The sequence below is a fragment of the Lentzea aerocolonigenes genome (assembly GCF_000974445.1).
GTDB classification, from domain to species: Bacteria; Actinomycetota; Actinomycetes; order Mycobacteriales; family Pseudonocardiaceae; genus Lentzea; species Lentzea aerocolonigenes.
In genome coordinates, this window is sequence record NZ_BBOJ01000012.1 from 13802 (window position 1) to 36839 (window position 23038).

At 71.2% G+C, this 23038-nt stretch carries 23 protein-coding genes and 1 pseudogene; 13 read left to right on the forward strand and 11 right to left on the reverse strand.

The window, feature by feature from the left end; translation table 11 throughout:
• Positions 1-25 precede the first annotated feature (25 nt).
• Complete coding sequence (locus AOM45_RS22800; protein WP_030473725.1) at positions 26-634, forward strand: TetR/AcrR family transcriptional regulator; 609 nt, start codon at positions 26-28, stop codon at positions 632-634.
• Here the strand turns inward: AOM45_RS22800 and AOM45_RS22805 are convergent.
• The 3 genes from AOM45_RS22805 to AOM45_RS22815 are packed head-to-tail and all read right to left on the reverse strand — an operon-like array spanning position 612 to position 5594.
• Entirely contained in the window at positions 612-2678 is a 2067-nt protein-coding gene (locus AOM45_RS22805) for a GH36-type glycosyl hydrolase domain-containing protein (protein WP_030473726.1), read from the reverse strand. The genes AOM45_RS22800 and AOM45_RS22805 overlap by 23 nt on opposite strands.
• Positions 2679-2721: 43 nt before the next feature.
• Entirely contained in the window at positions 2722-5028 is a 2307-nt protein-coding gene (locus AOM45_RS22810; protein WP_030473727.1) for a VIT domain-containing protein, read from the reverse strand.
• Positions 5025-5594, reverse strand: coding sequence for a MerR family transcriptional regulator (locus tag AOM45_RS22815; protein ID WP_030473728.1), 570 nt, complete (start codon positions 5592-5594; stop codon positions 5025-5027). The genes AOM45_RS22810 and AOM45_RS22815 overlap by 4 nt, the downstream gene beginning before the upstream one ends.
• Positions 5595-5681: 87 nt before the next feature.
• Between AOM45_RS22815 and AOM45_RS22820 the strand changes: the two genes are divergently transcribed.
• Together AOM45_RS22820 and AOM45_RS22825 are read left to right on the forward strand one after the other, a co-directional pair.
• The gene (locus tag AOM45_RS22820) at positions 5682-6650 is read left to right on the forward strand and encodes a hypothetical protein (protein ID WP_051784776.1); all 969 of its coding nucleotides are present in this window, start codon (positions 5682-5684) and stop codon (positions 6648-6650) included.
• Positions 6647-7171, forward strand: coding sequence for a GNAT family N-acetyltransferase (locus AOM45_RS22825; RefSeq protein ID WP_236703803.1), 525 nt, complete (start codon positions 6647-6649; stop codon positions 7169-7171). The genes AOM45_RS22820 and AOM45_RS22825 overlap by 4 nt, the downstream gene beginning before the upstream one ends.
• Here AOM45_RS22825 and AOM45_RS22830 read toward each other — a convergent pair.
• The gene (locus tag AOM45_RS22830; protein WP_030473731.1) at positions 7138-8292 is read right to left on the reverse strand and encodes a glycosyltransferase; all 1155 of its coding nucleotides are present in this window, start codon (positions 8290-8292) and stop codon (positions 7138-7140) included. The two genes, AOM45_RS22825 and AOM45_RS22830, sit on opposite strands and share 34 nt — an antisense overlap.
• 141 nt (positions 8293-8433) lie before the next feature.
• On the opposite strand from AOM45_RS22830, the gene AOM45_RS22835 reads away from it, so the two are divergent.
• Positions 8434-8799 (forward strand): cupin domain-containing protein, encoded by a 366-nt coding sequence (locus tag AOM45_RS22835; RefSeq protein WP_030473732.1) that lies wholly within the window; start codon positions 8434-8436, stop codon positions 8797-8799.
• Here AOM45_RS22835 and AOM45_RS22840 read toward each other — a convergent pair.
• Positions 8796-9677, reverse strand: a complete 882-nt coding sequence (locus tag AOM45_RS22840) for a LysR substrate-binding domain-containing protein (RefSeq protein WP_030473733.1) — start codon at positions 9675-9677, stop codon at positions 8796-8798. The two genes, AOM45_RS22835 and AOM45_RS22840, sit on opposite strands and share 4 nt — an antisense overlap.
• 78 nt (positions 9678-9755) lie before the next feature.
• Between AOM45_RS22840 and AOM45_RS22845 the strand changes: the two genes are divergently transcribed.
• The 3 genes from AOM45_RS22845 to AOM45_RS22855 are packed head-to-tail and all read left to right on the forward strand — an operon-like array spanning position 9756 to position 12395.
• Positions 9756-10973 (forward strand): acetyl-CoA C-acetyltransferase, encoded by a 1218-nt coding sequence (locus tag AOM45_RS22845; RefSeq protein WP_030473734.1) that lies wholly within the window; start codon positions 9756-9758, stop codon positions 10971-10973.
• On the forward strand, positions 10970-11746 hold the full coding sequence (locus AOM45_RS22850; RefSeq protein ID WP_030473735.1) for a CoA transferase subunit A: 777 nt from the start codon (positions 10970-10972) through the stop codon (positions 11744-11746). The genes AOM45_RS22845 and AOM45_RS22850 overlap by 4 nt, the downstream gene beginning before the upstream one ends.
• A gap of 1 nt (position 11747) precedes the next feature.
• A complete protein-coding gene (locus AOM45_RS22855; RefSeq protein WP_030473736.1) occupies positions 11748-12395 on the forward strand; it encodes a CoA transferase subunit B in 648 nt (215 codons plus the stop codon).
• Here AOM45_RS22855 and AOM45_RS22860 read toward each other — a convergent pair.
• Both AOM45_RS22860 and AOM45_RS22865 read right to left on the reverse strand, forming a co-directional pair.
• On the reverse strand, positions 12379-13506 hold the full coding sequence (locus tag AOM45_RS22860) for a BMP family lipoprotein (protein WP_030473737.1): 1128 nt from the start codon (positions 13504-13506) through the stop codon (positions 12379-12381). The two genes, AOM45_RS22855 and AOM45_RS22860, sit on opposite strands and share 17 nt — an antisense overlap.
• Positions 13507-13636: 130 nt before the next feature.
• Positions 13637-14425 carry a PaaX family transcriptional regulator gene (locus AOM45_RS22865; protein ID WP_236703804.1) on the reverse strand — a complete coding sequence of 263 codons (789 nt, stop codon included), beginning with the start codon at positions 14423-14425 and terminating at the stop codon, positions 13637-13639.
• A gap of 92 nt (positions 14426-14517) precedes the next feature.
• On the opposite strand from AOM45_RS22865, the gene AOM45_RS22870 reads away from it, so the two are divergent.
• The 6 genes from AOM45_RS22870 (at position 14518) to AOM45_RS22895 (ending at position 19930) form a co-directional block, all read left to right on the forward strand.
• Positions 14518-15396: an SDR family NAD(P)-dependent oxidoreductase gene (locus tag AOM45_RS22870; RefSeq protein ID WP_030473739.1), complete on the forward strand. Its 879-nt coding sequence runs from the start codon at positions 14518-14520 to the stop codon at positions 15394-15396.
• The gene (locus AOM45_RS22875) at positions 15393-16268 is read left to right on the forward strand and encodes an amidohydrolase family protein (RefSeq protein ID WP_030473740.1); all 876 of its coding nucleotides are present in this window, start codon (positions 15393-15395) and stop codon (positions 16266-16268) included. The genes AOM45_RS22870 and AOM45_RS22875 overlap by 4 nt, the downstream gene beginning before the upstream one ends.
• Complete coding sequence (locus AOM45_RS22880) at positions 16265-16723, forward strand: MaoC family dehydratase (protein ID WP_030473741.1); 459 nt, start codon at positions 16265-16267, stop codon at positions 16721-16723. Before AOM45_RS22875 ends, AOM45_RS22880 begins: the two co-directional genes overlap by 4 nt.
• 12 nt (positions 16724-16735) lie before the next feature.
• Positions 16736-18052, forward strand: coding sequence for an MFS transporter (locus AOM45_RS22885; protein ID WP_051784778.1), 1317 nt, complete (start codon positions 16736-16738; stop codon positions 18050-18052).
• A complete protein-coding gene (locus AOM45_RS22890; protein WP_030473743.1) occupies positions 17991-19427 on the forward strand; it encodes an acyl-CoA synthetase in 1437 nt (478 codons plus the stop codon). Before AOM45_RS22885 ends, AOM45_RS22890 begins: the two co-directional genes overlap by 62 nt.
• Positions 19428-19534: 107 nt before the next feature.
• On the forward strand, positions 19535-19930 hold the full coding sequence (locus tag AOM45_RS22895; protein ID WP_030473744.1) for an arsenate-mycothiol transferase ArsC: 396 nt from the start codon (positions 19535-19537) through the stop codon (positions 19928-19930).
• 6 nt (positions 19931-19936) lie between these two features.
• Here AOM45_RS22895 and AOM45_RS22900 read toward each other — a convergent pair whose 3' ends face one another.
• The 4 genes and pseudogenes from AOM45_RS22900 to AOM45_RS22915 form a co-directional block, all read right to left on the reverse strand.
• Positions 19937-21109, reverse strand: a complete 1173-nt coding sequence (locus AOM45_RS22900; RefSeq protein ID WP_236703805.1) for an MFS transporter — start codon at positions 21107-21109, stop codon at positions 19937-19939.
• A gap of 5 nt (positions 21110-21114) precedes the next feature.
• Positions 21115-21411, reverse strand: a pseudogene (locus AOM45_RS22905) (flavoprotein); the annotation flags it as partial.
• 162 nt (positions 21412-21573) lie between these two features.
• Positions 21574-22449, reverse strand: coding sequence for a universal stress protein (locus AOM45_RS22910; protein WP_030473747.1), 876 nt, complete (start codon positions 22447-22449; stop codon positions 21574-21576).
• Positions 22446-23036 carry a CBS domain-containing protein gene (locus AOM45_RS22915; RefSeq protein ID WP_308202575.1) on the reverse strand — a complete coding sequence of 197 codons (591 nt, stop codon included), beginning with the start codon at positions 23034-23036 and terminating at the stop codon, positions 22446-22448. The genes AOM45_RS22910 and AOM45_RS22915 overlap by 4 nt, the downstream gene beginning before the upstream one ends.
• Positions 23037-23038: the final 2 nt, after the last annotated feature.

A 23038-nucleotide genomic window follows, 5' to 3' on the forward strand; every position in this document is an offset into this window, starting at 1 on the left:
AGTACTCGCTTTCGAAGGGACCTCGATGCCGTCCGCCAACCGTCGTCTCGACGCACGTCGCAAGCCCAGCCAGGTCCGCGCGGAGCTCACCCGCGACCGCATCCTGACCGCGGCTGCTCACGTTTTCAGCGAGCACGGGTACGCGGCGGGCACCACCAACCGCATCGCCGAACGGGCCCGCGTGTCGATCGGCTCGCTGTACCAGTACTTCCCGAACAAGGACGCGATCCTGGCCGAGCTGCTGGTGCGGCACATCGACCGCGGCGCCTCGGCACCGCCCGAGGACCTCTCGCCGGGAACCCTGGAGGCGGTGGTGCGCACGATCGTCCGCGACGCGATCGACAACCACCGCGACGACCCCCAGCTGCTCCGGATCATGATCGAGGAGGCGCAGTTCTCCCAGGACCTGCGCGACACGGTCGCCCGGCACGGCAGGCAGCGCGTCGGCGAGATCCGCGACCTGCTCGCCCGGCACCCCGACGTCCGCGTGCAGGACGTGGACACCGCGGCCGACCTCATCGTGTTCACCGTGGAGGTGAACGTCCACCGGTTCTCGGCGTTCCCGCAGACGGCGTCCATCGAGGCCGTCGAGAACGAGCTCGTGGACATGGTCACGCGGTATCTGCGCGGCTGAACTCGCGCCGCATCGTGCCGTCGGCCTCGGGCTCCACGCCGAGCAGCCGCAGGTAGCCGAGCAACGGCTGGGAGTGGCTGTGCAGGTTGGCGACGGGGTAGGCCTGCATCGCCACGCCGACGTCGGGCAACGCCCACGTCTCGCCGGGCCGGTCGCTCTCCGGCCCGAGGTAGCAGTCGGGGCCGGACAACGTGCCCGTCCAGGTGTCCGGGTAGGCGGTGGAGTGCGCGTGCAGGGTCATCCGCCGCCACTCGTCCCACGCCAGGTCCTGGTCGTAGCGGGAGGCCGCCCACACCAGCGTCATGTTGACGGAGAACCACACCTGGCTTGTCGGACCAGTCGGCCACCGGTGCCGCGCGCCGAGCGGTGACCCGGCCCGGCACCTCTCGTCGATCGTGGCGAGCAACGCACGCGCCTGTTCCGATGTGGCCGCACCGCAGAGGATCGCCCACGGCTGCACCTCCAGCCACAGGTCGTGGTCACCGATGGGCGCGCCACCGGGAGCGTGCGCGCGCCGGAACCACCGCCCGTTCCACTCGTTCGCGACCCTCTCGCGCAGGTCGGCAGCACGTTCCCGCGCCTCGGACGCCGTCGCCCGATCACCGAGTCGTTCGGCGAGGCCCGCGTACACCGGGAGCACCCAGGCGGCCATCGCCGAGTTCAGCACCGACTCGCCGCGTTCGATCATCAGCTCGCGGTCCACCCCGGACTCGGTGATGGCGAGGTCGTTCCAGTCGGCGTTCAGGATCCGCACGTGCCCGTGCTCCCCCACGCCCACTTCGTCGACGAAGAACCTGAACTGGCGCCGCAGGTTCTCGCCGAGCGGCACCGGCTGCGCGCCGTGGCACGGGTGGTACGGCACCGGTCGTTCGAACGCGGCGAGGTCACCGGTCGCGGCGGCGTACTCGGCGGCGAGCCAGAGCGCCCACAGGTTCTGGTCGGACGGGCGGAACAGCTGGGTCCACGGCTGCTTGCGCCCGTCGAGCGCGTACGGCAGGTCGCCGTCCGGACTTCCCCACGCGCAGGTGTTGCGCAGCACCGACAGCGCGAGGTCGGGTTCGAGGTGGACGAGCGGAAGCGCGTGTTGCAGCGGATCCCGCGCCGCGCCGTTGAAACCGTGCCGGAACGAGTAGGCGGACCCCTGGTTGAGGGTGTGGCCGCCGAGCACGCCGTCGACGCAGGCGCCGCCGGTGAGCATCGCGGCGTGCCAGACGATCTCGGACGAGCCTGTGTGGAGAGGGAGCCGTACCCGCAGTGCCGCAAGGGTTCCGGCGTAGACCTGCTCCGGCAGGGGCGCGGGTCCGTCGAGCAGGCCGAACCGGAACCACACGGTTGTCCGGCTGCCTGGTGGGAGGTCGACGTCGACCGCGACCGTCAGCAGCTCGCCGATGCGCTCCGCCGCCAGTGGTGGGGCCACGGCCTCGTCCGCCGGACGCTCCCCCGACCGCGGCGCCAGCACCGCCTCAACCGCCGAACGCTCCCCCGACGACAGCCGGACCGCGCCACGAGTCGTTTCCACCCGCTCGCCACCGCATTCCTCCAGCGCCACAACGGGTGCGTCCTCGACCGCCACGTCCCGCGCCGGCCCGAACTCCAGGTCCACCAGCCGCGGCCGCACCACCCACTCCTCGCTCAACGACCGCCGCAGCCCCACCTCACCCCGGTTGACCACGTCGACCTTGATCAGCAGCCACGGCACCTCGCCCGTCGGGCACAGCACCGTGCGCGTGACCTCGGCGTGCCCGTCGGCCACCGCCATCCGGAAGAACGCCGGCCCGAACACCTTCGTGCGCGCGGCATCCGTGGCCAGCGACCCGAATCTGCAGATGCCCGTGTTCTCGGCGAGCCACCGGCAGTCGACGTGCTCGTCCCACACGCTCGCGAGCCCGTCACTACCCGCGACGAGCGTGATCCGGCGGTTGCCCACGTGCACCCGGTGCCGGGTCGAGGGCGGGTCGATGATCGGATCCCACGGCGTGGGGCCTGCCCGGTACTCGAACGCGGGCAGGCCCTCGGCCGTCGTCCACTCCCCGAACGCGCTCACACCTCTCAGCGTTGCGGCGCGATCTTCCGGGAGCTAGGTCCGTTCAGCGCCAGAACGACCGGCGTCGGTCCTTCGCGGCGAACTCCCGCAGCACCTGCACGGCCCGTGCCCACAGCTCGTCGACGTTCCCGCCTGCGGTCAGCTCCGCGACCAGGCGGCGCAACGGTTCGTACGCCGCGCCCTGCCTGCCGGCGACGAGGGTGCCGAGCCTGCTGACCAGGTCCGCGAGCAGCTCCTCGCGTTCCCAAGCGGGGCGGCCCGCGTCCTGCTCCAGGCGCTGCACCTCCAGCGCGGCGATCTCGCGCAGTTCGGCCGAGTCGTCCGTCACGGCTCCACCCCCGGCCATCGGCTTCGGGGCCGCGGAACGCAAGCGGCCACGAGTGCGGCCCGCGGCGGCCTGCGGCGCGGGTGGCGGAGCGAACGCGGCGGGCGCGGGCGGGAGCGCGAGCCCGTCAGGCGCGGCTCCGAACCTGCCGGGAGCGAACCCGACCATCGGCGCGGCCATCGGGGGAGCCGGGAGCTCCCAGCCCGATGGGTGTTCGACCGGCTGCACCACCCGGTGCACCGTGCCGTCGGACACCACCTGCTCGTCCACGGCGACGAACGCCGTGAAGCGGCACAACACCCCGAACCGCAACGAGGTCCGCACGATCTCCGCTTCCAGGGTCCTGTCGCCGGTCGCGTACCGGTCCTCGAGATCACGCAGTGCGGCACGAGCCCACTGGGCGCGGACCGCAGGCTCACTCAGCTGGCGCACGGAGACGACCTCCTGCCAGTCCGCGCCGTCGCGCGTCCGGCCGCGCACGGTCATCGACTCCGGGGCGGCACCGCTGTAGCGGCCGAAGACCACTAGCGGCACACCCGGATAGATGGCCGACACCGGCAACGAGGACGCGGGCGTCACGACCACGTCGGTGATCACCGGCGCGCCGATCCGGCGCTGGATGTGCGTCATCGCCTCGTCCAGGCGGTCCTCGCTCTCGACGAGCTCGCACCGGCCCGCGCCCCTGGCCGCGAGCCTGCCCAGGAAGCCCGCGTTGACGGCCCTGTCGATGCCGACGGCGTGCACCCGCGTCCGGTTGATCACCGGGGCGATGTCGCGCAGGATCTGATCCTCGTTGCCGACCTGACCGTCGGTGACCAGCACCAGGACCGGGTCGCGGCCCTCGGCGGCGTCGGCCAGCAGGCTCAGCCCCTGCCGCAGCGGCTCGAACAGCTCGGTCCCGCCGCGGGCCTGGACCCCCGCGAGGTGCTCGACGGCGCGGAACCGGTGGCGGTCGGTCGCCGTGACGAGGCCCGTCCCGAGCTCGACCGGGCGCTCCACGCGGTCGTCGAACGTGAGCACGGCGAACGTGTCGTCCGCGGTCAGCGTGTCGACGATGCGGGCCGCCGCGCGCCTGGCCGCGACCATCTTCCAGCCGGACATGCTGCCGGAACGGTCGAGCAGCAGCACGACGTCACGCGGGCGGACCGCGCCCGCCGGCTCCGGTGGCAGCACGGTCAGCTGGTAGGTGCCTTCATCACCGTCCGGGTCCGGCACGCACACGGCGGCGGTGCTGTTGCCCGCGTACGCCAGGCGAAGCACGAAGTCGCGGTCGACCCGCTCCCCCGGCTCGACCGTCACGGTGGTGCCTTCCCGCACGACCGTGTGCAGGCTCGACCGCACCTCGCCGAGCTCGAGACCGGCCGGGTCGACGTCCACGCCGATGCTCAGCCGCACGGGGTTCGGGAAACCGGGCAGCAGCACCGGCGGCGTGATCCGCGAGGCGTCCGGCACCAAGTCCGTGTCGTCGGCGTACCCGTCGCCGACGGACGGTCCCGGCAGCGGCGTGCCCGGCACGTACCGGGGCGCCACCACGAGCGGGAAGCGGAACGTGGCCGCGCCGTCCTCGAACACCAGCGGCCCGACCATGCTCAGCTCGACGGTCACCCGTTCACCGGCCGGGATGTTGCCCACCCGCATGGTGAAGACGTCGGGCCGTTCCTCTTCGACTATGGACGCTCTTCGGCCAGACGCGATCGCGTCGTCGTAGGCCTGGCGTGCGGCGGCACGTTCCCGCAGTTCGGCTTCCACCACACGGTCGCCTGCGGTCATCTTCATGCCGGTGACGGCGGCGCGGTCCGGCAACGGGAAGACGTAGGTGGCTTCGAGCGCGGTGTCGTGGGTGTTCACGAACCCGGTCGTGAGCACGACCCGGCCGATCAGCCCGGTGATCGTCGCCCGCACGTCGAGGCGCTCCAGCGGCAGGTTGCCGCGGTCGGTGCGCAGCGCGCCGACACCCGCGTCCTCGATCGTCCGGCCGACGCGGTCGTGCTCGACGGACGTCATCGGGGCGACGGTGAAGGTCATGGCAATTCCCTTTCGTTCGTGAGCAGACCACGGGCGGCGAGCAGGTCGAGCAGTGGCCGGGCGGCGGCCGCGATGTCCGCGGTGTCGGCGGCGGTGAGGGCACCCGGCACCAGGAGGACGGCACCCCCGCCGAGCGCCACTCCGTTGAGCGGTACGGCTTTCGCGGGTGGCGGCGCCGCTGCCGGTGCGGCGGCGGGTTCGGCCCAGAACCGGGGACGAACGGCCTCCTGAGGTGGCGGATCTCCGGACTCCAGCAGCCCGTCCGGAACGCGGGCGATCGCGGCCAGCGTCTGGTCGGTCGCCCCCGCGAGCTGCTCCTGGATCTCGGCCAGCGCCCTCCCTTCCGACTGAAGTCTCTTCACGGCCACGAGCTGGAGCAGGTGGCGCTTCTCGTACAGCGCTGTGCGGCCGCGCATCGCCGACGGCCGGTCGACCAGCCCCGTCGTCGCGTACCAGCGGACGGCCCGCCGGTCGGGCACGTCCCGGACGCGGCCGTTGGGCGCGCCCGAGTACTCCGCCGTCAGCGCGGCGGAGACACGGTCCAGCAACTCGTCGAGCGTCCACACACATCGATAGTGACACTGCAATCGTGACAGTGTCAACGTCCAAAACCCGCTCCGGAGCGTGTCCAGTCACCCGGTAGGGTGCCGCGGGTGACCACGAACGAGGTCTCCCCCATCACCGACCACCAAGCGGCCCTGATCAGGATCAAGACCAAGAAAGCGCAGATCCTGTACGCGTTGGATCACCTCCCGCGCGGGTGCACGGTCGAGGAAGTCCGCCGCTGGCTGAGCAAGCACGGCCAGCAGGTGCCGGGCCGCCCGTACGCCACAGCGGTCGTGAACGAGTGGCGAGCGCGCAACGGCGTGACCGACACGGGTGGCCAGGTCGTGCTGACGCCGGAACTGATCGCGCAGCTGGACGAGGCCGGCGACACCCCTGCTCCCGAGCCGTCGAAACCCGCTGGTGCCAAAGGTTTCTACGCCGTCGCGTTGATGAGCATCGGTGTCAGCGTGGACACGTCGTGGCGGTTCTTCGAGCAGCGCCTCGGCATCACCGACGTCGTGGAGCGGGTCGTCCTGTTCTCCGTCATGGAGTCGGCGCTGATCGCGTGCGGCTGGGCGATGCGCGCGGGCGTGCGCCGCGACGGCCGCCCCGGTCCCGCCCGCCTGGTGGCGTGGGGACTGACGGCGTTCGCCGCTTTCGCCGCCCTCAGCCTGTCCGGACCGGTGGCGGGCGCCGCTCGCGTACTGCTCGGACCGGTGCTGGGCCTGGTGATGCTGCACCTCGCGCTGGGCATCGAGATCCGCGCGTCCCGGCAGCGCACCACCGCCTGGGCACGCATCGGCCGTGAGCTCAGGGAACGCCTGCTGTCGTTGCTCGGACTGGGCGACGACCACCGCGACGCGCTCGCGCGCACCCGTGACCGGGCGGCGTTGCGAGCGGCGAAGCTGGCCCTGGCCGGCCGGTGGACGCCGTTCCGCACTTCCCGTCTGCGCAAGGCTTTGCACGCCTCGCACGTCGCGCACGACCCGGTGCAGCGCGACCGGATGCTGCGCGAGCTCGGGGTGCTCCAGCACGCGAAGAAGCTCGCCGAGACCACCCAGCCGTCCCCGTGGTGACGTTCGTGGCGGACACCGGGCTCGCCGCCGAGATCGCCGGACTGGTGAACGAGGTGTACGCCGAGGCGGAGGCCGGGATCTGGAACGACGGTGCCGCGCGGACCACCGAGAACGAGGTGGCGGACCTGATCCGCGCCGGGCAGGTCGCGGTGAAGCGGTCAGGTGACCGCGTCGTCGGTGCCGTGCGCATCCAGCAGCTCGACGACGACCTCGGTGAGTTCGGGATGCTGGTCGCCGCACCGGAGGAACGCGGCACCGGCCTCGGCAGGGAGCTCGTGTCGTTCGCCGAGCACTGGGGCCGCGAGCGCGGCCTGTCCCGCATGCAGCTCGAACTGCTGGTCCCGCGCACGTGGCTCCACCCGGTCAAGGAGTTCCTCCGCGGTTGGTACACCCGCATCGGCTACCGCGTCGTGCGCACGGGCGACCTGGCCGACGACTACCCGGCGCTGGTGCCCCATCTCGCCTGTCCGTGCGACTTCCTCGTCTTTCACAAGGACCTCGCCGCGGCACGGCAGAGCTGAACGGGGTCGCGCACGTCCGACGCGCTCGCCGCCGCCTTCGCCGCCGCAGCGCGGAAACCGGGATCGCCGAGCACGCGCACCACGGCGTCGCGCAGTCCGTCCACTGTGGATGGACGCACGATCACCCCGCTCCCCTGCCTGGCCACGCGGTTGGCCATCTCCCACTGGTCGCCGCCGCCCGGCACCACCACGACGGGAACCGCGGCCCGCAGCGCCTTGACCAGCATGCCGTGCCCGCCACCGCAGACCAGCACGGACGACTCGCGCAGCAGTTCGTCCTGCCTGCCGGGGCCTGACCGCGCCCACGGCGGCAGGTCGTCCGGCGCGGGCGCGAACGTCGACACGACCGCCCGCACGCGAGAGTCCCGCACCGCGTCCAGCGTCATCTCGGCCATGCCGGCGGCACCGGTCCACGCGGTCGACGGCGCGATCATCACCAGCGGGGCGTCACCAGGCGGCGGGCTCATCTGCTGCCGGCTCGCCTCCCACAGCAGCGGCCCGACGACGTGCGCGTTGCCCGGCCAGTCCGGACGCGGCACCTCCAGCGCGGGCAGGGTCGCGATCAGCCGCACTGCGGGCCCCGGCTCCCGCGCGCTCAGCCCGATCCGCTGCCGCACGACCGCGCGTTGCCGCTCGCCCTGGCGGAGCGACCTGGCCGTCATGGCCCGCAGCACGGCGTCCCGCAGCCTGCCCCGCACGCCCGTTCCGGGAGCCAGCCCGCTGCCCATGGGCGGCAACGCTCGGGACGGTTCGTAGAGCGGATGCGGCGACAACTGAGCCCACGGCACCCCGATCAGTTCGGCGGCCATGCTCGCGCCCAGTGCGAGAACGTCGCACACCACGAGGTCGGGAGCGAGCTCGGTCAGCGCAGGCACGAGCGCCGACGCCAGTGTCTCGGCCTGCTCGTGCAACGCGCGTCCGAGATCCGCTTCACCGCGCAGGTCGCGCAACGACAGCCCCGGCACGCGGGAGGCGGTGATGCCCTCGTCCCTGGCCGCGTCGATCCACCGGCCGCCCGTGAGCAGGACCGGGTCGTCACCCGCCTGCGCGAACCTCAGGCACAACGCGATCGCCGGAACGACATGGCCCGGATCTCCTCCGGAGACGACAGCTACGCGCACAGCCGATCAGCATGCCGAGGGTCACGCACCGTGTCGATGCCTACTTTCGGCCCTAGTGGATGGGCCTTGTGCCACGCGCGGGCTAGGTCTTTTGCGTGCTGTCCTCGTCTGTGCCAGATCACGAACCCCGAGGAGGCAGCCATGTCCGGACTGCTCGTGAAGCACTTCGACTCCCCTGAGGAGACCCGTCCCTTCGAACAGGGCATGGGACAGCTGGACCTGGTCAACACCGACTCGGGCGCGGTCGGGCGTGCCGTGTTCCAGCCCGGCTGGCACTGGGCGGACCACGTCAAGCCGCTCGCGCAGACCGACAGCTGCGAGGTCGCGCACAAGGGGTACGTCGTCTCGGGCCGGATGAAGATCGTCATGAACGACGGCGAGGAAGGCGAGATCGGACCCGGCGACTTCATGATGGCGGAGCCGGGACACGACGCGTGGGTCGTCGGCGACGAACCGTGCGTGATCGTCGACTGGCAGGGCATGGACGACTACGCCAAGAAGCACTAGCGCGACACCTCGTCCAGAACGGCCAGCGCCCTCCCGAGCACCGGCGAGTCGTCGTCCGCGCGCACGGCCGCCACGAGCTCGATGTCGTGCTTGCCCGCCAGCGGCCGGTAGGTCGTTCCGGGCACGCCGAGTTCCGCCACGGGCTCCGGCACGACGGCCACCCCGAGGCCTGAGGCCACGAAGGTGACCAGGGTCGAGGTTTCCGAGACCTCGTGCCGGATCCTGGCGGTGAACCCCGCCTCCCGGCACAACGCCGTGACGATGCCGTGCATGACCGAACGGCCCCGTGAGGCGTGCACGATCAGGTCGACGTCCTCCAGGTCCTCGATCTTCAACCGCTTGCGGCGGGTGAGCAGGTGGTCCTCCGGCAGCGCCACGATGAGGCGGTCGCGGCGCACCGTGCTCATCCGCACCGCGGGGTGCTCGACCGGCGGTCGCAGCAGCGCGAGGTCGATGTGGCGGGCGAGCAGGGCGTCGAGCTGGTCCGGCGCGAGCATCTCGCCTCGGAACGCGAAGTCGACGCCCGGCAGCTCGTCCCGCAACGCTCGGGCGAGCGCGGGCAGCAGGCTGTAGGTGGCGGACCCGACGCAGCCGACGACCAGGCGCCCCTGCAGGCCCGCGGCGACCCGTCGCGCCTCCTCGGCGGCGTCGTCCACGGCGGCCAGCACCGTGCGGGCGCGTTCCAGGTAGACCGCGCCGGCGCGGGTGAGCTCGACCTTGCGGGTCGTGCGGTGCAGCAACGTCACGCCCAGCTCGGCCTCCAGCTGCTGGATCTGCTGCGACAACGGCGGCTGCGCCATGTGCAGGCGTTCGGCGGCGCGGCCGAAGTGCCGTTCCTCGGCGACCGCGACGAAGTAACGCAGGTGACGAAGTTCCACTGATTGATACTCGCAGAGTCTCACTCCGAGTTAAATGAGTATTTCTCGATATCGTTCGGTCGTCCTAGGGTCGAAGGCATGACCGACGTCGTGATCTGCGAACCCGTCAGGAGCCCGGTCGGGAGGTTCGGCGGCGCGCTCGCCTCCCTCAGCGCCACGGACCTCGCCGCCGCCGTGCTCTCCGAGCTGGTCCGCCGCACCGGGTTGCGGGAGGGCGACGTCGACGACGTCGTGCTCGGGCAGTGCTACCCGAACGGCGAGTCGCCCGCGATCGGCAGGATCGCCGCGCTCGACGCGGGCCTCGGCACGTCGGTGCCGGGCCTGCAGATCGACCGCCGCTGCGGGTCCGGTCTCCAGGCCGTGCTGTACGCGGCGGGTCAGGTCGCCACCGGCGCCGCCAGGGTCGTCGTCGCCGGCGGCGCGGAGTCGATGTCGCAGGTCGAGCACTACGCGCTGGGGCTGCGCACGGGTGTCCGCAGCGGCACGATCGGGCTGGTCGACCGGCTCGACCGGGCGCGCGAGACGGCCGGTGGCCGGTTCCACCCGGTGCCGGGCGGGATGCTGGAGACCGCTGAGAACGTGCGCCGCGAGTACGGCATCTCCCGCGAGGAGCAGGACGAGCTCGCGTTCCGGTCGCAGCAGCGGTGGGCCGCGGCGCAGGAGACCGGCCGGTTCGCCGACGAGCTCGTGCCGCTGACGGTGCCCGGCCGCCGCGGCAAGCCCGGCGTCGTCGTCGACCGCGACGAGCACCCCAGGCCCGAGACGACCCTCGAGGACCTCGCGGCGCTGCGGCCCGTGCGGCTGAAGATCGACCCGGAGTCCACGGTCACCGCGGGCAACGCCAGCGGGCAGAACGACGGCGCCGCGATGTGCGTGGTCACCACCCGTGACGACGCGGACCGGCTCGGGCTGCGTCCGTTGCTCAGGCTCCGGTCGTGGGCCGTCGCCGGCGTCGGCCCCGAGGTGATGGGCATCGGGCCGGTGCCCGCGACCGCGGCCGCGCTCGACCGCGCCGGGCTCACCCTCGACGACATCGACGTGATCGAGCTCAACGAGGCGTTCGCCGCGCAGGTGCTCGGGTGCCTGCGCGAGTGGAAGGTCGACGCCGGGGACGACCGGCTCAACCCCAACGGGTCCGGCATCTCGCTGGGCCACCCGGTCGGCGCCACGGGTGCGCGGATCCTCGCGACGCTCGCGCACGAGATGCGCCGCCGCGAGAGCCGGTACGGACTGGAGACGATGTGCATCGGCGGCGGCCAGGGCCTCGCCGCGATCTTCGAGAGGGTGGACGGATGAGCCTGGACAAGGTGGTCAGCGGCCCCGCCGAGGCCGTGGCGGGCATCGCTTCCGGGTCGAGCGTCGCGGTCGGCGGCTTCGGGCTCGCGGGCATCCCGTGGTTCCTGATCGAGGCGTTGCTGGAGCAGGGCGCCGACGACCTCACGATCGTGTCCAACAACTGCGGCGTCGACGGCGCCGGGCTCGGCCTCCTGCTGGAGCAGCGCCGCATCAGCCGGGTGATCGCGTCCTACGTCGGCGAGAACAAGGAGTTCGCCCGCCAGTACCTCGCCGGCGAGCTGACCGTGGAGCTCACTCCACAAGGGACACTCGCGGAACGCCTGCGGGCGGGCGGATCCGGCGTCGGCGCGTTCTACACCCCCACCGGCGTCGGCACCCTGGTCTCCGAAGGCGGGCTCCCCTGGCGCTACGCCCCCGACGGCACGGTCGCGCTGGCCTCACCGCCCAAGGAGGTGCGCGCGTTCCACGGCAAGGACATGGTGCTGGAGGAGTCGATCGTCACCGACGCGGCTCTCGTGCGGGCCGCGGTCGCCGACCGCGCGGGCAACTGCGTGTTCCACGCCGCCGCTCGCAACTTCAACCCGGTGGCGGCGATGGCGGGCCGGCACACCGTCGTGGAAGCGGAGCGGGTCGTCGAGGTCGGTGAGATCGACCCCGATCACGTGCACCTGCCGGGGGTGTTCGTGCAGAGCGTCGTCGCGCTGACGCCGGAACAGGCCGCGCGCAAGGACATCGAGAAGCGCACGACCCGCACCCGTCAGGAGGGGAACTGACATGGCCTGGACCCGTGACCAGATGGCCGCCCGCGCGGCGCTCGAACTGCGCGACGGCGAGTACGTCAACCTCGGCATCGGCCTGCCCACGCTGATCCCCGATTACTTGCCGGCGGGCTCGACCGTGACGTTGCACGCGGAGAACGGCATTCTCGGCGTGGGCCCGTTCCCCTACGAGGAAGAGGTCGACCCCGACCTCATCAACGCGGGCAAGCAGACCGTCACCGTCCTGGCGGGAGCGTCGTACTTCGACTCGGCCACGAGTTTCGCCATGATCCGCGGCGGCCACGTCGACGCCGCGATCCTCGGCGGCATGCAGGTGTCCGCGCGCGGCGACCTCGCGAACTGGATGGTGCCCGGCGCGATGGTCAAGGGCATGGGCGGCGCCATGGACCTCGTCAGCGGCGCCGGACGCGTCATCGTCCTCATGGAACACACGGCCCGCAACGGCTCGTCGAAGCTCGTCGAGTCGTGCACGCTCCCGCTGACCGGCCGCGGGGTCGTACAACGCGTGATCACCGACCTCGCCGTGCTCGACGTGGCGGACGGCGTGTTCCGCCTCGTCGAGCTGGCACCGGAGACCACGGTCGAGGAGATCGTGGCCAAGACCGCGGCCCCGGTGGTGGACCTGTCTACGGCCGGTCGCTGACCTTGATCTTGCCCTCGATGATCTGCGCCTTGTAGCCCTCCAGGATGCCCTGGAGCTTCGCGTCGACCTTGCCGCCCGACGCCGCGTAGCCGACGCCGTTCACCTTGAGGTCGAAGACCTTCGGCAGCGAGGCGAGGTCGTTCTTGGCGGCAGCGCGGTAGAAGTCGTACACGGCGACGTCGACCCGCTTGAGGCTGGACGCGACGATGACGTCCCGGTTGTTCGCGAGCGCCGGCTGGTTGTACTGGTCGGCGTCGCACCCGATCGCGAGCACACCGGCCTCCTTCACCGCGGCGAACACCCCGATGCCGGACGCACCCGCGGCGGGGTAGACGACGTCGGCGCCCTTGTCGATCAGCCCCTTGGCCGCCTCCTGCCCCTTCGGCGGGTCCTGGAAGCCCGTGAAGTCACCGGCAGGGGTGATGTACTTCTTCTCGACCTGGACCTTCGGCGCGGCGGTCTTCGCCCCCTGGACGAACCCGGCCTCGAACTTCTGGATCAACGGGATGTCCACGCCCCCGACGAACCCGACGTGACACTTCTTGCTCTGGTAAGCCGCCACGACACCGGCGAGGAACGCCCCCTCCTGCTCGGCGAAGACCAGCGGCGTCACGTTGGCCGCGCCCTCGACAGCCGAGTCGACCAGCCCGAACTTGACGTTGGGGAACTCCGGCGCCACGACCTTCAACGACTCGGTGTACGCGAACCCGACGCCGACGATCGGGTTGAAGCCCTCGGACGCGAGCTGCCGCAGCCGGGTCTGCTTGGCCGCCTCGCTCTCGTTCGGTGCAGCGGAAAGCTCGCGGGTGTTCTCCTTCTTGACGCCCATGTCCTTGATCGCCTGGTCGAACCCGGCGGCGGCGAGATCGTTGAACGACGCGTCACCCCGCCCGCCGATGTCGTAGGCCAGCCCGATCTTCAGCGCACTGCCGTCCACCTTGTCGCCTGCCGCGGCACTGGTGCTCGACGCGGCGGGCGCACCGGGCGGCGTCGCGAACTCGCACCCGGCGCCGGCGGCACTGGTCGGCGCGCTGGTACCGGAGTCCTTGGCGCAGGCGGCCACGGTCATCACGGTTGTCAGCGCGATCGCGGCAACAGCGGTGCCACGCATACGACGGCGCACGGCTCGTCTCCTCCCCTGGGGTTTGGGGCGGACCGTACCTCGCGAGGGGATCAATTCGGTTGAACGTTCACCTGATGGGAACGCCAGGCGACATGATCGTCATCAGTGTCGGCCGGGCTCAGACGCTGATCGACTCGATCGCCGCCTCGGCCAGCGGTGTCGCCGTCTCCACGTACCGCGTCGCCAGCGTCTGGAACAACTGCTCCGCCTCGATCGCCGGCCAGTCCTCCGCCAGCAACTCCGCCGGCAGATGCGGATCCTGGCGCACCAGATCCAACCAGTCCGCGTGCAGCAACAACTGCCGGGCCAGGTCGTCGGGCACCGTGTCGAGAGGTGAGCGCCACCGGGCCAGGAAGTCCTGGTACCGCGCACCGATCGCGGCGGTGTCGAACGCGCGGGTGGCGAGGTCCGCGGCCTCCGTCGGTTTGGCGTGCTGGGCGGTGAAGACCGTGACGTTCTCGGTGAGGCCCAGGTCGGCGACCATTTCCGTGACGTCGCGGGTGCCGGGGGCGATCCACAGGCCGTTCTGCACGGGGCCGAAGCCCGCCCACTGCAGGCGGGAGCGCAGGTCGTGGCGGTCGCCTCTGCGGCCCTCCGGCAGGGAGAAGCCGACCAGGGTCCAGGTGCCGTCCCAGTCCCTGTTCACGGCGCCGCGCTGCCAGATGCGGCGGCCGCCGTCCTCCAGCACGTCCTCGGCTCGCCGGGTCAGTCCGAAGTAGACCTTGCGGCCGTTGCGGTGCTTGGTGAGCAGGCCGCGCGAGGTCATGCGGGTCAGCGTCGAGCGCACGGCCTCCTCGGAGACGTCCACTCGGCCGAAGACGTCGATCACGCTGCCCGAGTAGACCGCGATGTCGCGGCCCAGCACGTACAGGCCCAGGAAGTTCAGCATCAACGACTGCGGCGTCACGACTGCCACGATACATGTTGGGCAGCATCTAGACGAGCGTCACGAATCTGACGTACTTTGGGTCGCGATCCCAACGGAGAGGACTCGGTCGGATGGAGCTGTCGGGAAAGGTCGCGATCGTCACGGGCGCCGGCCGCGGGCTGGGGCGTGCGTACGCGGAAGCCTTGGCGCGCAACGGGGCTCAGGTCGTGGTCAACGACGTGGACGAGGTCGCCGAGGAGGTCGCCGCGAGCATCGGCGGCAAGGCGGTCGTCGCGCCGGTCGGGTCGACCGAGACCGCGGAACGGCTCGTCGCGGCTGCCGTCGAGGAGTTCGGGCGGCTCGACGTCCTGGTCACCAACGCGGGCATCCTGCGCGACAAGGTCCTGTGGAAGATGAGCGACGACGACTTCGACGCCGTGATCAACGTGCACCTGCGCGGCACGTTCACCTGCGCCCGTGCGGCGGCCGTCAGGATGCGCGAGCAAGGGACCGGCGGCAGCCTGGTGCTCATCTCGTCGCCTGCCGGTCAGCGCGGCAACTTCGGGCAGACCAACTACTCCGCCGCCAAGGCCGGGATCGCCGCCATGGCGCGGACGTGGGCGCTGGAGCTCGCGCGGTCCGACATCGCCGTCAACGCGGTCGTGCCGGTCGCCGCGACCGAGATGACCAGGACGATCCCGGCGTTCGCGCCGCTGATCGAGGAGTCGGAACGGAACGGCACCCCGCTGCCGGAGTGGGTGCGCAGGGACGAGGGGCTCGGCACCGTCGAGGACGTCGCCGAACTGATCGTCTACCTCGCGTCCGACGCGGCGAAGGGCGTGACGGGCCAGGCGATCGGCATCGGCGGCGACCGGCTCGCGCTGTGGTCGCACCCCGCCGAGAAGCAGGTCCAGTTCTCCGACGGCGGCTGGAACGCGGCGAAGATCGCCCAGCACTGGGGCGAGTTCGAGCCCGAGACCTACGGCATCCCGGCTCCGGTGGCACCGTGAACGTCGACGACCTCGTCGCCATCGACGTGCACACGCACGCCGAGATCTCCGGCGACGGCCACAGCTCGCTCAGCCCCACCCTGCTCGAGGCGTCCGCGAAGTACTTCAAGGCGGGGCACCGGCAGCCGACGATCGCCGAGACCGCCGAGATCTACCGCGAGCGGAACATGGCCGCGGTGATCTTCACAGTCGACGCCGAGCACGCCACCGGCCACCCGCGCATCAGCAACGAGGAGATCGCGGCGTCCTGCGCCGAGCACGCCGACGTGCTGATCCCGTTCGCGAGCGTCGACCCGTGGAAGGGCCGCACCGCGGTCAGGGAGGCGCGCAGGCTCGTCGAGGAGCACGGCGTCCGCGGGTTCAAGTTCCACCCGAGCCTGCAGGACTTCTCGCCGAACGACCGGATGGCCTACCCGCTGTACGAGGCGATCGAGGAACTCGGCGTGCCCGCGCTGTTCCACAGTGGACAGACCGGGATCGGCGCCGGCGTGCCCGGCGGCGGTGGCATCAGGCTCAAGCACTCCAACCCGATGCTCGTCGACGACGTCGCGGTCGACTTCCCGCACCTCAAGATCGTGCTGGCGCACCCGTCGTTCCCGTGGCAGGACGAGGCGCTCGCCGTGGCCACGCACAAGCCGTTCGTGTACATCGACCTGTCCGGCTGGTCGCCGAGGTACTTCCCGCCGCAGCTCGTCCGGTACGCCAACACCTTGTTGCAGGACAAGGTCCTCTTCGGCTCGGACCACCCGGTGATCACGCCGGACCGCTGGCTCGCCGACTTCGCCAAGCTCGACATCTCGGACGACGTCCGCCCCAAGATCCTCAAGCACAACGCCGCACGTCTGCTGGGACTGACCAAGGAGGAAGCATGACCACCGCCGTGCACGGCATCGAAGAACTCAAGGCCCTGACAGGAAAGGATCTAGGCCACACCGACTGGCTCCAGATCGACCAGGGCCGCGTCAACACGTTCGCCGACGCCACCGACGACCACCAGTGGATCCACGTCGACGCCGAACGCGCCGCCGAAGGACCGTTCGGCGGCACGATCGCCCACGGTTACCTCACGCTGGCCCTGCTCATCCCGCTGATGACGCAACTGCTCGACATCTCCGGCGTGCGGATGAGCATCAACTACGGGCTGGACAAGGTCCGGTTCCCCGCGCCGGTCCCGGTCGGCGCGAAGATCCGGCTCACGGGAAAGGTCGCGTCCGTCGACGAGGTCAAGGGCGACGGCGTGCAGATCACCATCGACTTCACCGTCGAGATCGAGGGCTCCGACAAGCCCGCGTGCGTCGCGCGCGGGGTTTACCGCCACTACGCCTGAGATGAGAGTGCCATGGCGACAACAACGCAGTTACGCCGTGCCGTCGCGTCCAGCTTCCTCGGCAGCGTGATCGAGTACTACGACTTCCTCCTCTACGCCACCGCTTCCGCGGTCGTCTTCAACAAGGTCTTCTTCTCCTCCCTCGACCCGCTGGTCGGCACCATCGCGAGCTTCGGCACGTTCGCCACCGGCTACCTCGCGCGCCCGATCGGTGGTGTCCTCTTCGGACACTACGGCGATCTGCTGGGGCGCAAGAAGATGCTCGTGCTCACCATGAGCCTCATGGGTGTGGCGAGCTTCCTGATCGGTCTGCTGCCCACCTACGGCCAGATCGGCTGGCTCGCGCCGGCCGGGCTCGTGCTGCTGCGAATCGTGCAGGGCATCTCCGTCGGTGGTGAGTGGGGCGGCGCGGTCCTGATGTCAGCCGAGCACGCCACGTCACGGCGCGGGCTGTGGGCGAGCTTCACCAACGCGGGCGCGCCGTGCGGCATGGTGCTGTCGACCCTCGCGCTCTCCGGCACCGCCGCGCTGGTGGGAGACAAGGCGTTCCTCGACTGGGGCTGGCGGGTGCCGTTCCTGCTCAGCTTGGTGCTGCTCGGCATCGGCCTGTTCGTCCGCATGAAGGTCGAGGAGACGCCGGTGTTCCAGGCCGAGCGCAAGCGCACCTCCCTGCCGCTGGCCGACGTGCTGCGCAACCACCCGCGCACGCTGCTGCTCGGGATCGGGGTCGGCCTCTCGGCGTTCGTCGCGCAGTCCACGCTGACGACCTTCACCCTCGCGTACGGCGTCCAGGCGGGCATCCCCCGGCCGTCGATCCTCAACGCCCTGACCCTGTCCTCCGCGCTCGCGGTGATCTCGATCATCGGCTGGTCGGCCGCGTCGGACCGGTTCGGCCGCAGGCCCGTCGTCCTCGCGGGCGCGGTCCTCATGGCCGCGTTCGCGTTCGCGCTGTTCCCGTTGGTGGACAACGGTTTCATCGTCATCGCACTGGTACTCGGCCAGGCCGTCATCCACCCGATGATGTACGGCCCGCTCGCCGCGCTCTACAGCGAGCTGTTCACCACGGGAAGCCGCTACACCGGCGCCTCGCTCGGCTACCAGCTCGCGGGCCTGGGCGCGGGCCTCGCCCCGCTGCTGTTCGCGCAGGTTCAGAAGTCGGCCGGTACCGGCGCGATCCCGTACATCCTCGCGGCGTTCTGCCTGCTCACCGTGATCTGCACGATCACGCTGCACGAGACCAGCCGGACCAGCCTGACAGGAGACAAGGATGCGGAACGCGGGACTGGGCAGCTGGCCACTCCGCCGCGCGCGCATGGCGCCGAAGCGTGAGGCCTTCACCCACAACGGCGTCTCCACGACCTACGAGGAGCTCGCCGGGCGCACGACGAAGCTGGCCCACCGGCTGGCAGAGCTCGGCGTGCGCCACGGAGACCGGGTGGCGTACCTCGGCCCCAACCACCCGTCGTTCGCCGAGACCATGTTCGCCACCCACCAGCTCGGCGCGGTCTTCGTCCCGCTCAACTTCCGCCTGAGCCCGGCGGAGATCAACTACCAGCTCGCCGACTGCGGGGCGCACGTGCTGGTCCACGCGCCCTCGCACCGCACCGAACACCCGCGGGCCATCTCGCTGGACGACTACGAGACCTGGCTCGCGGGCGGCGCGGACGAGTTGTTCGACGAGCCGGTCACGATCGACGAGCCGGCCCTGATCCTCTACACCTCCGGCACCACGGGCAGGCCCAAGGGCGCGGTGCTCAGCCACGCCAACCTGCTGTGGAACACGTTCAACCTGATGATCGGCGTCGACATCGCCACCGACGAGGTCGCGCTCGTCTCCGCCCCGCTCTTCCACGTCGCCGCGCTCACCCAGACGCTGCTGCCCACCTTCATCAAGGGCGGGCACAGCGTGATCACGTCCCGGTGGGACGTCGACGAGTGCCTCGACCTGATCGAGAAGCACGACGTGACGTGGATGTTCGGGGTCTCCACCATGTACGCCGACCTCGCCGCCTCACCGCGCTGGCCCACCGCGGACCTGTCGTCGCTGCGGGTGCTGCTCTGCGGCGGCGCGTCGGTGCCGGACGCGGTGATCCACACCTACCAGGAACGCGGTCTGGTGTTCTGCCAGGGCTACGGCCTCACCGAGACCGCACCCGGCGCCAGCTTCCTGGAGGCGGCGGACAGCGTGCGGAAGGCGGGCTCGGCCGGGACGCCGGTGTTCTTCGGCGACCTGCGCCTCGCCGAGTCCGGTGAGATCGAGGTGCAGGGCCCGAACGTCACCCCGGGCTACTGGAACGACCCGGTGGCCACCGCGGCCGCGTTCACCGACGACGGGTGGTTCCGCACGGGCGACATCGGGCGGCTCGACGACGGTCACCTGTACGTCGTCGACCGGCTCAAGGACATGTTCATCTCGGGCGGGGAGAACGTGTACCCGGCCGAGGTGGAGAACGCGATCACCGACCACCCCGACGTGGCCGAGGTCGCGGTCGTGGGCGTACCGGACGCGCGCTGGGGCGAGGTCGGGCGCGCGTTCGTCCGCCCGGTGCCCGGTGCCGACGTGGACGCGGCGGCGCTGCGGGAGTTCCTGGTGCCGCGGCTGGCGAAGTACAAGATCCCCGTGCACGTCGAGGTGGTGGCCGAGCTGCCGCGCACGGGGTCGGGGAAGGTGCTCAAACCGGCGTTGCGCCGGTTGCCGTTGTGAGTTCGGGTTCGCCCGGCACTTCGGCTTCCGCACGTCACAGCGTGAGCTGCGACCGCGGAGCCGAAGTGCCGCGACGGTCCACTCCGGCCAGGTGGTAGAACGTCCGCATGACTCCTGAGGTGCTGTTCGTCTGCGTGCACAACGCGGGCCGCTCGCAGATGGCCGCCGCCCTGTTGCAGCACCACGGGATGGGCCGCATCGCCGTGCGCTCCGCCGGTTCCGCCCCCGCGGACCAGGTGAACCCGGCCGCCGCGCAGGCGCTCGCCGAGTGGGGCCTCGACATCACCGCCGAGGTGCCGTCGAAGCTCACCACCGCGGACGTCGAGGCCTCCGACGTGGTGATCACGATGGGCTGCGGCGACACGTGCCCGGTCTTCCCCGGCAAGCGTTACCTCGACTGGGACCTGGACGACCCAGCGGGTCAGGGCGTCGACGCGGTGCGGCCGATCCGCGACGAGATCGACCGCCGTGTCCGCAACCTCGTCGCCGAACTGCTCGACTAGGTACAACTAGGTCTTCAGGGACAGCAGCGCCGCCACCACGCTGACGGCGGCCAGCAGCACGAACACCGCCGCGTACCCGCCGAACCACGCGGCCAGCACGCTCCCCGCCCACGGCGCCACGGCGGCGGACAGCATCACCGGGCCGCCGAGCAGGCCGCTCAACCGTCCGTAGTGGACACTCCCCCACCTGTCGGTCACGGCGGTGGCCTGCACCAGCGTGAAGATGCCGCGGGCACACCCCGCCAGCACCGAGCCGAGGACCAGGACCGACGCCGGTCCCGGCACGAGGCCCAGCAACAACGTCGTCACCGCGGCGGCCAGCAGCACCAGTGCGGTGCGGGTGCGCACGGACGTTGCTCGCTCCAGTCGCGCGTACCCCAGCCGGCCCGCCACCTGTCCGGCACCGCCCAGGCCCAGGGCGATCGCCGCCGTCGTCGTGGACAGGCCGCGCTCGGTGAGCAGCGGCACGAGGTTGATCACGACCGCGTAGACCGCGAACGCCGACAGCGTCATCGCCACCGCGAGCAGCACGAACGGGCCGCTGCGGGCGATCGCGGACGGCGCTTCCGACTCGTGCGTCTCGGCGGGCTGCCACGGCCTGCGCAGACCCAGGACGTGCAACGGCACCGTGATCACGGCGAGCACGACCGCGAGCACCAGGTACGTCTGCCGCCAGTCCAGCACGGTGTTCAGCAGAGCCGTGAGCGGTGCGAACACCGTGCTCGCCAGCCCCGCGACCAGGGTGACGGCGGTGAGTGCGCGCACGCGTTGCGGCCCGTACCAGCGGGTCAGCGCGGCGAACGCGGGCTGGTAGAGCACACCGGCCATCGCCGCACCCGCGAGCAGCCACCCCGCGAAGTACGCGGTGAGCGACTGCGCCGTGGCGACCACCACGACGGCCACCACCGCGAGCACCGATCCCGCGCTCATCACGACACGCGGCCCCCACCGGTCGAGCACCCTGCCCACCACGACGCCGACCAGGCCGCCGGCGATCTGGGCGAGCGTGAAGCCGAGGGTGAGCGCGGGGAGCGTCCACCCGGTCGACGCGCTGATCGTCGGCGCCAGCACCGGGAACGCGTAGTAGAGCACGCCCCAGCTGGTGATCTCGGTGACGCAGAGGACGATCAGCACGGTGCGCAGAGAGGTGCCTTGCGCGACAACGGGTTCAGCGGTCACCCGGCGAACGACCCTGCTCCGCCGCACACCCCGGTCTCGGGCAGCACGAGCTCCACCCGGCCCGCTGCCTCGTGGTCACCGGCGATCGCCGCGACGACCGAGCGCACCTGCTCGTAGCCGGTGAGCGCACGCCCGTAGCTCTTCATGCCCACCAGATAAACGCCCTGCTCCGGCTGGCGCAACTCACTTTCCCCGTGCGGGTAGACCGTGCCGCGCGAGTGGGCGTTCGGATCGATCAGCGGCGCGAGCTTCACCGGCACCTGCAGCACCGGGTCGAGGTCGAGCCGGATCTCCGGCAGCCACCCTCCGGCACGAGTGGTTCCAGACCGCGTTCCAGCAGGTGCGCGACCAGACCGGACGGGCCCCGCGCCCGCCACGATCACCGGCAAGCTGTCCACGGTTCGCTCCCTCACTCGATGTCCGGCCAACTCTATCGACCGACATCGATGGAAGCAATCATCGACCTACATCGATGCTTCCGGCTGTCGCACGATCGCCAGCGGACACGGCGAGTGGTAGACGAGCGCCTGACTCGTCGAGCCCAGCAACATCCCGGCGAACCCACCACGGCCGTGACTGCCCACCACCAGGAGCTGCGCCTCCGCGCCGTACCGCATGAGCGCGCGCACCGGCCGGTCACGCAGCACCACCCGATGCACCCGCACGTCCGGATACTTGTCCTGCCACCCGGCGAGCCGTTCGGCCAGCAGCCTCTGCTCGCTGTCCTCGACCTGCTTCCAGTCCACGGTGAAGCGCGACGCGGTGTAGGCGCTCTCGACCATGAAGTCGTGCCAGCACATCACCACGGTGAGCCCGGCCCCGCGGACCGAGGCCTCCTCGAACGCGAACGCCAGCGCCGCCTCGCTCGTCGGTGACCCGTCGACGCCGACCACGACCGGCCCGTCCGGGACCTCGGTGCCGCGCACGACGACCACCGGGCTCCTGCCGTGCGCGGCGAGGGCGACCGCGGTCGAACCGACGAGCAGGCCGGTGACGTTGCCGAGCCCCTGCGAGCCCACCACGAGCAGCCGCGCCTCGCGCGAGCGTTCGATCAGCAGCCTGGTTCCGCTGTCGCACACCAGCTCGGTGGACACGTCCACACCGGGCGCCGCGGCGGCCGCTTCGGTCAGCCACGCCCTGCCCTGGTCCTCGATGGCGCGGCGGATCTCGGTGCCGGTCAGCACCATTTCGGGATATCCCCTGGTGGGCAACGTGTACGCGTGCACGAGCAGCAGCGGGACGTGGTGCCGGCCGCATTCGGCGGCGGCCCACTTCACCGCCGCCAGCGACGAGGACGAGCCGTCAACCCCCACCACGACCGGTGCGTCGGGTGCCTTCACCGCTGTCCTCCAACCGGGATCCGCACGCTCAGGACGCCGGGCACGGCACCCGCCAGCGCGAGAATTGCTCGCTCTGTCTCGTCGTCCACGTCGTCCGCGCTGATCACGGCCTCGCCGTCACGTACCGCGACCGTCCACCTGCGACCTCCGTCGGCGTAGAGGTCGAGCACGCGCTGGACCTCCGCCGCGACGGACGTGTCGGTGCGGCCGAGCGCGCGGACGAGGTCGCGGCGGGTCACGACGCCGACGACCTGGGAGCCGTCGACGATCGGCAGGCAGCGGATGCGGTCGTCGACGAGCACGCGGGCGATGACGCTCGCCTCCGTGCCGCCGCTCATCGCCGTCGCGGGTGAGGTCATCACGTCGCCGACGGAGACGCCGCGGGTCTCCTCGACGTAGCCGTTGCGCAGGAGGTCCGCCTCCGTGACGATGCCGACCAGCCGCTTGTCGTCGTCCACGACGGGCAGCGCGGTGAAGCCGTGCGCGACGAGCAGGGCCGCGGCGCCGCGCACGGGCACCTGCGGGATCACCGTGACGGCCGGGGTGGTCATGATGTCGCGAGCGCGCATTCCGCTTCTCCGTTCCACGA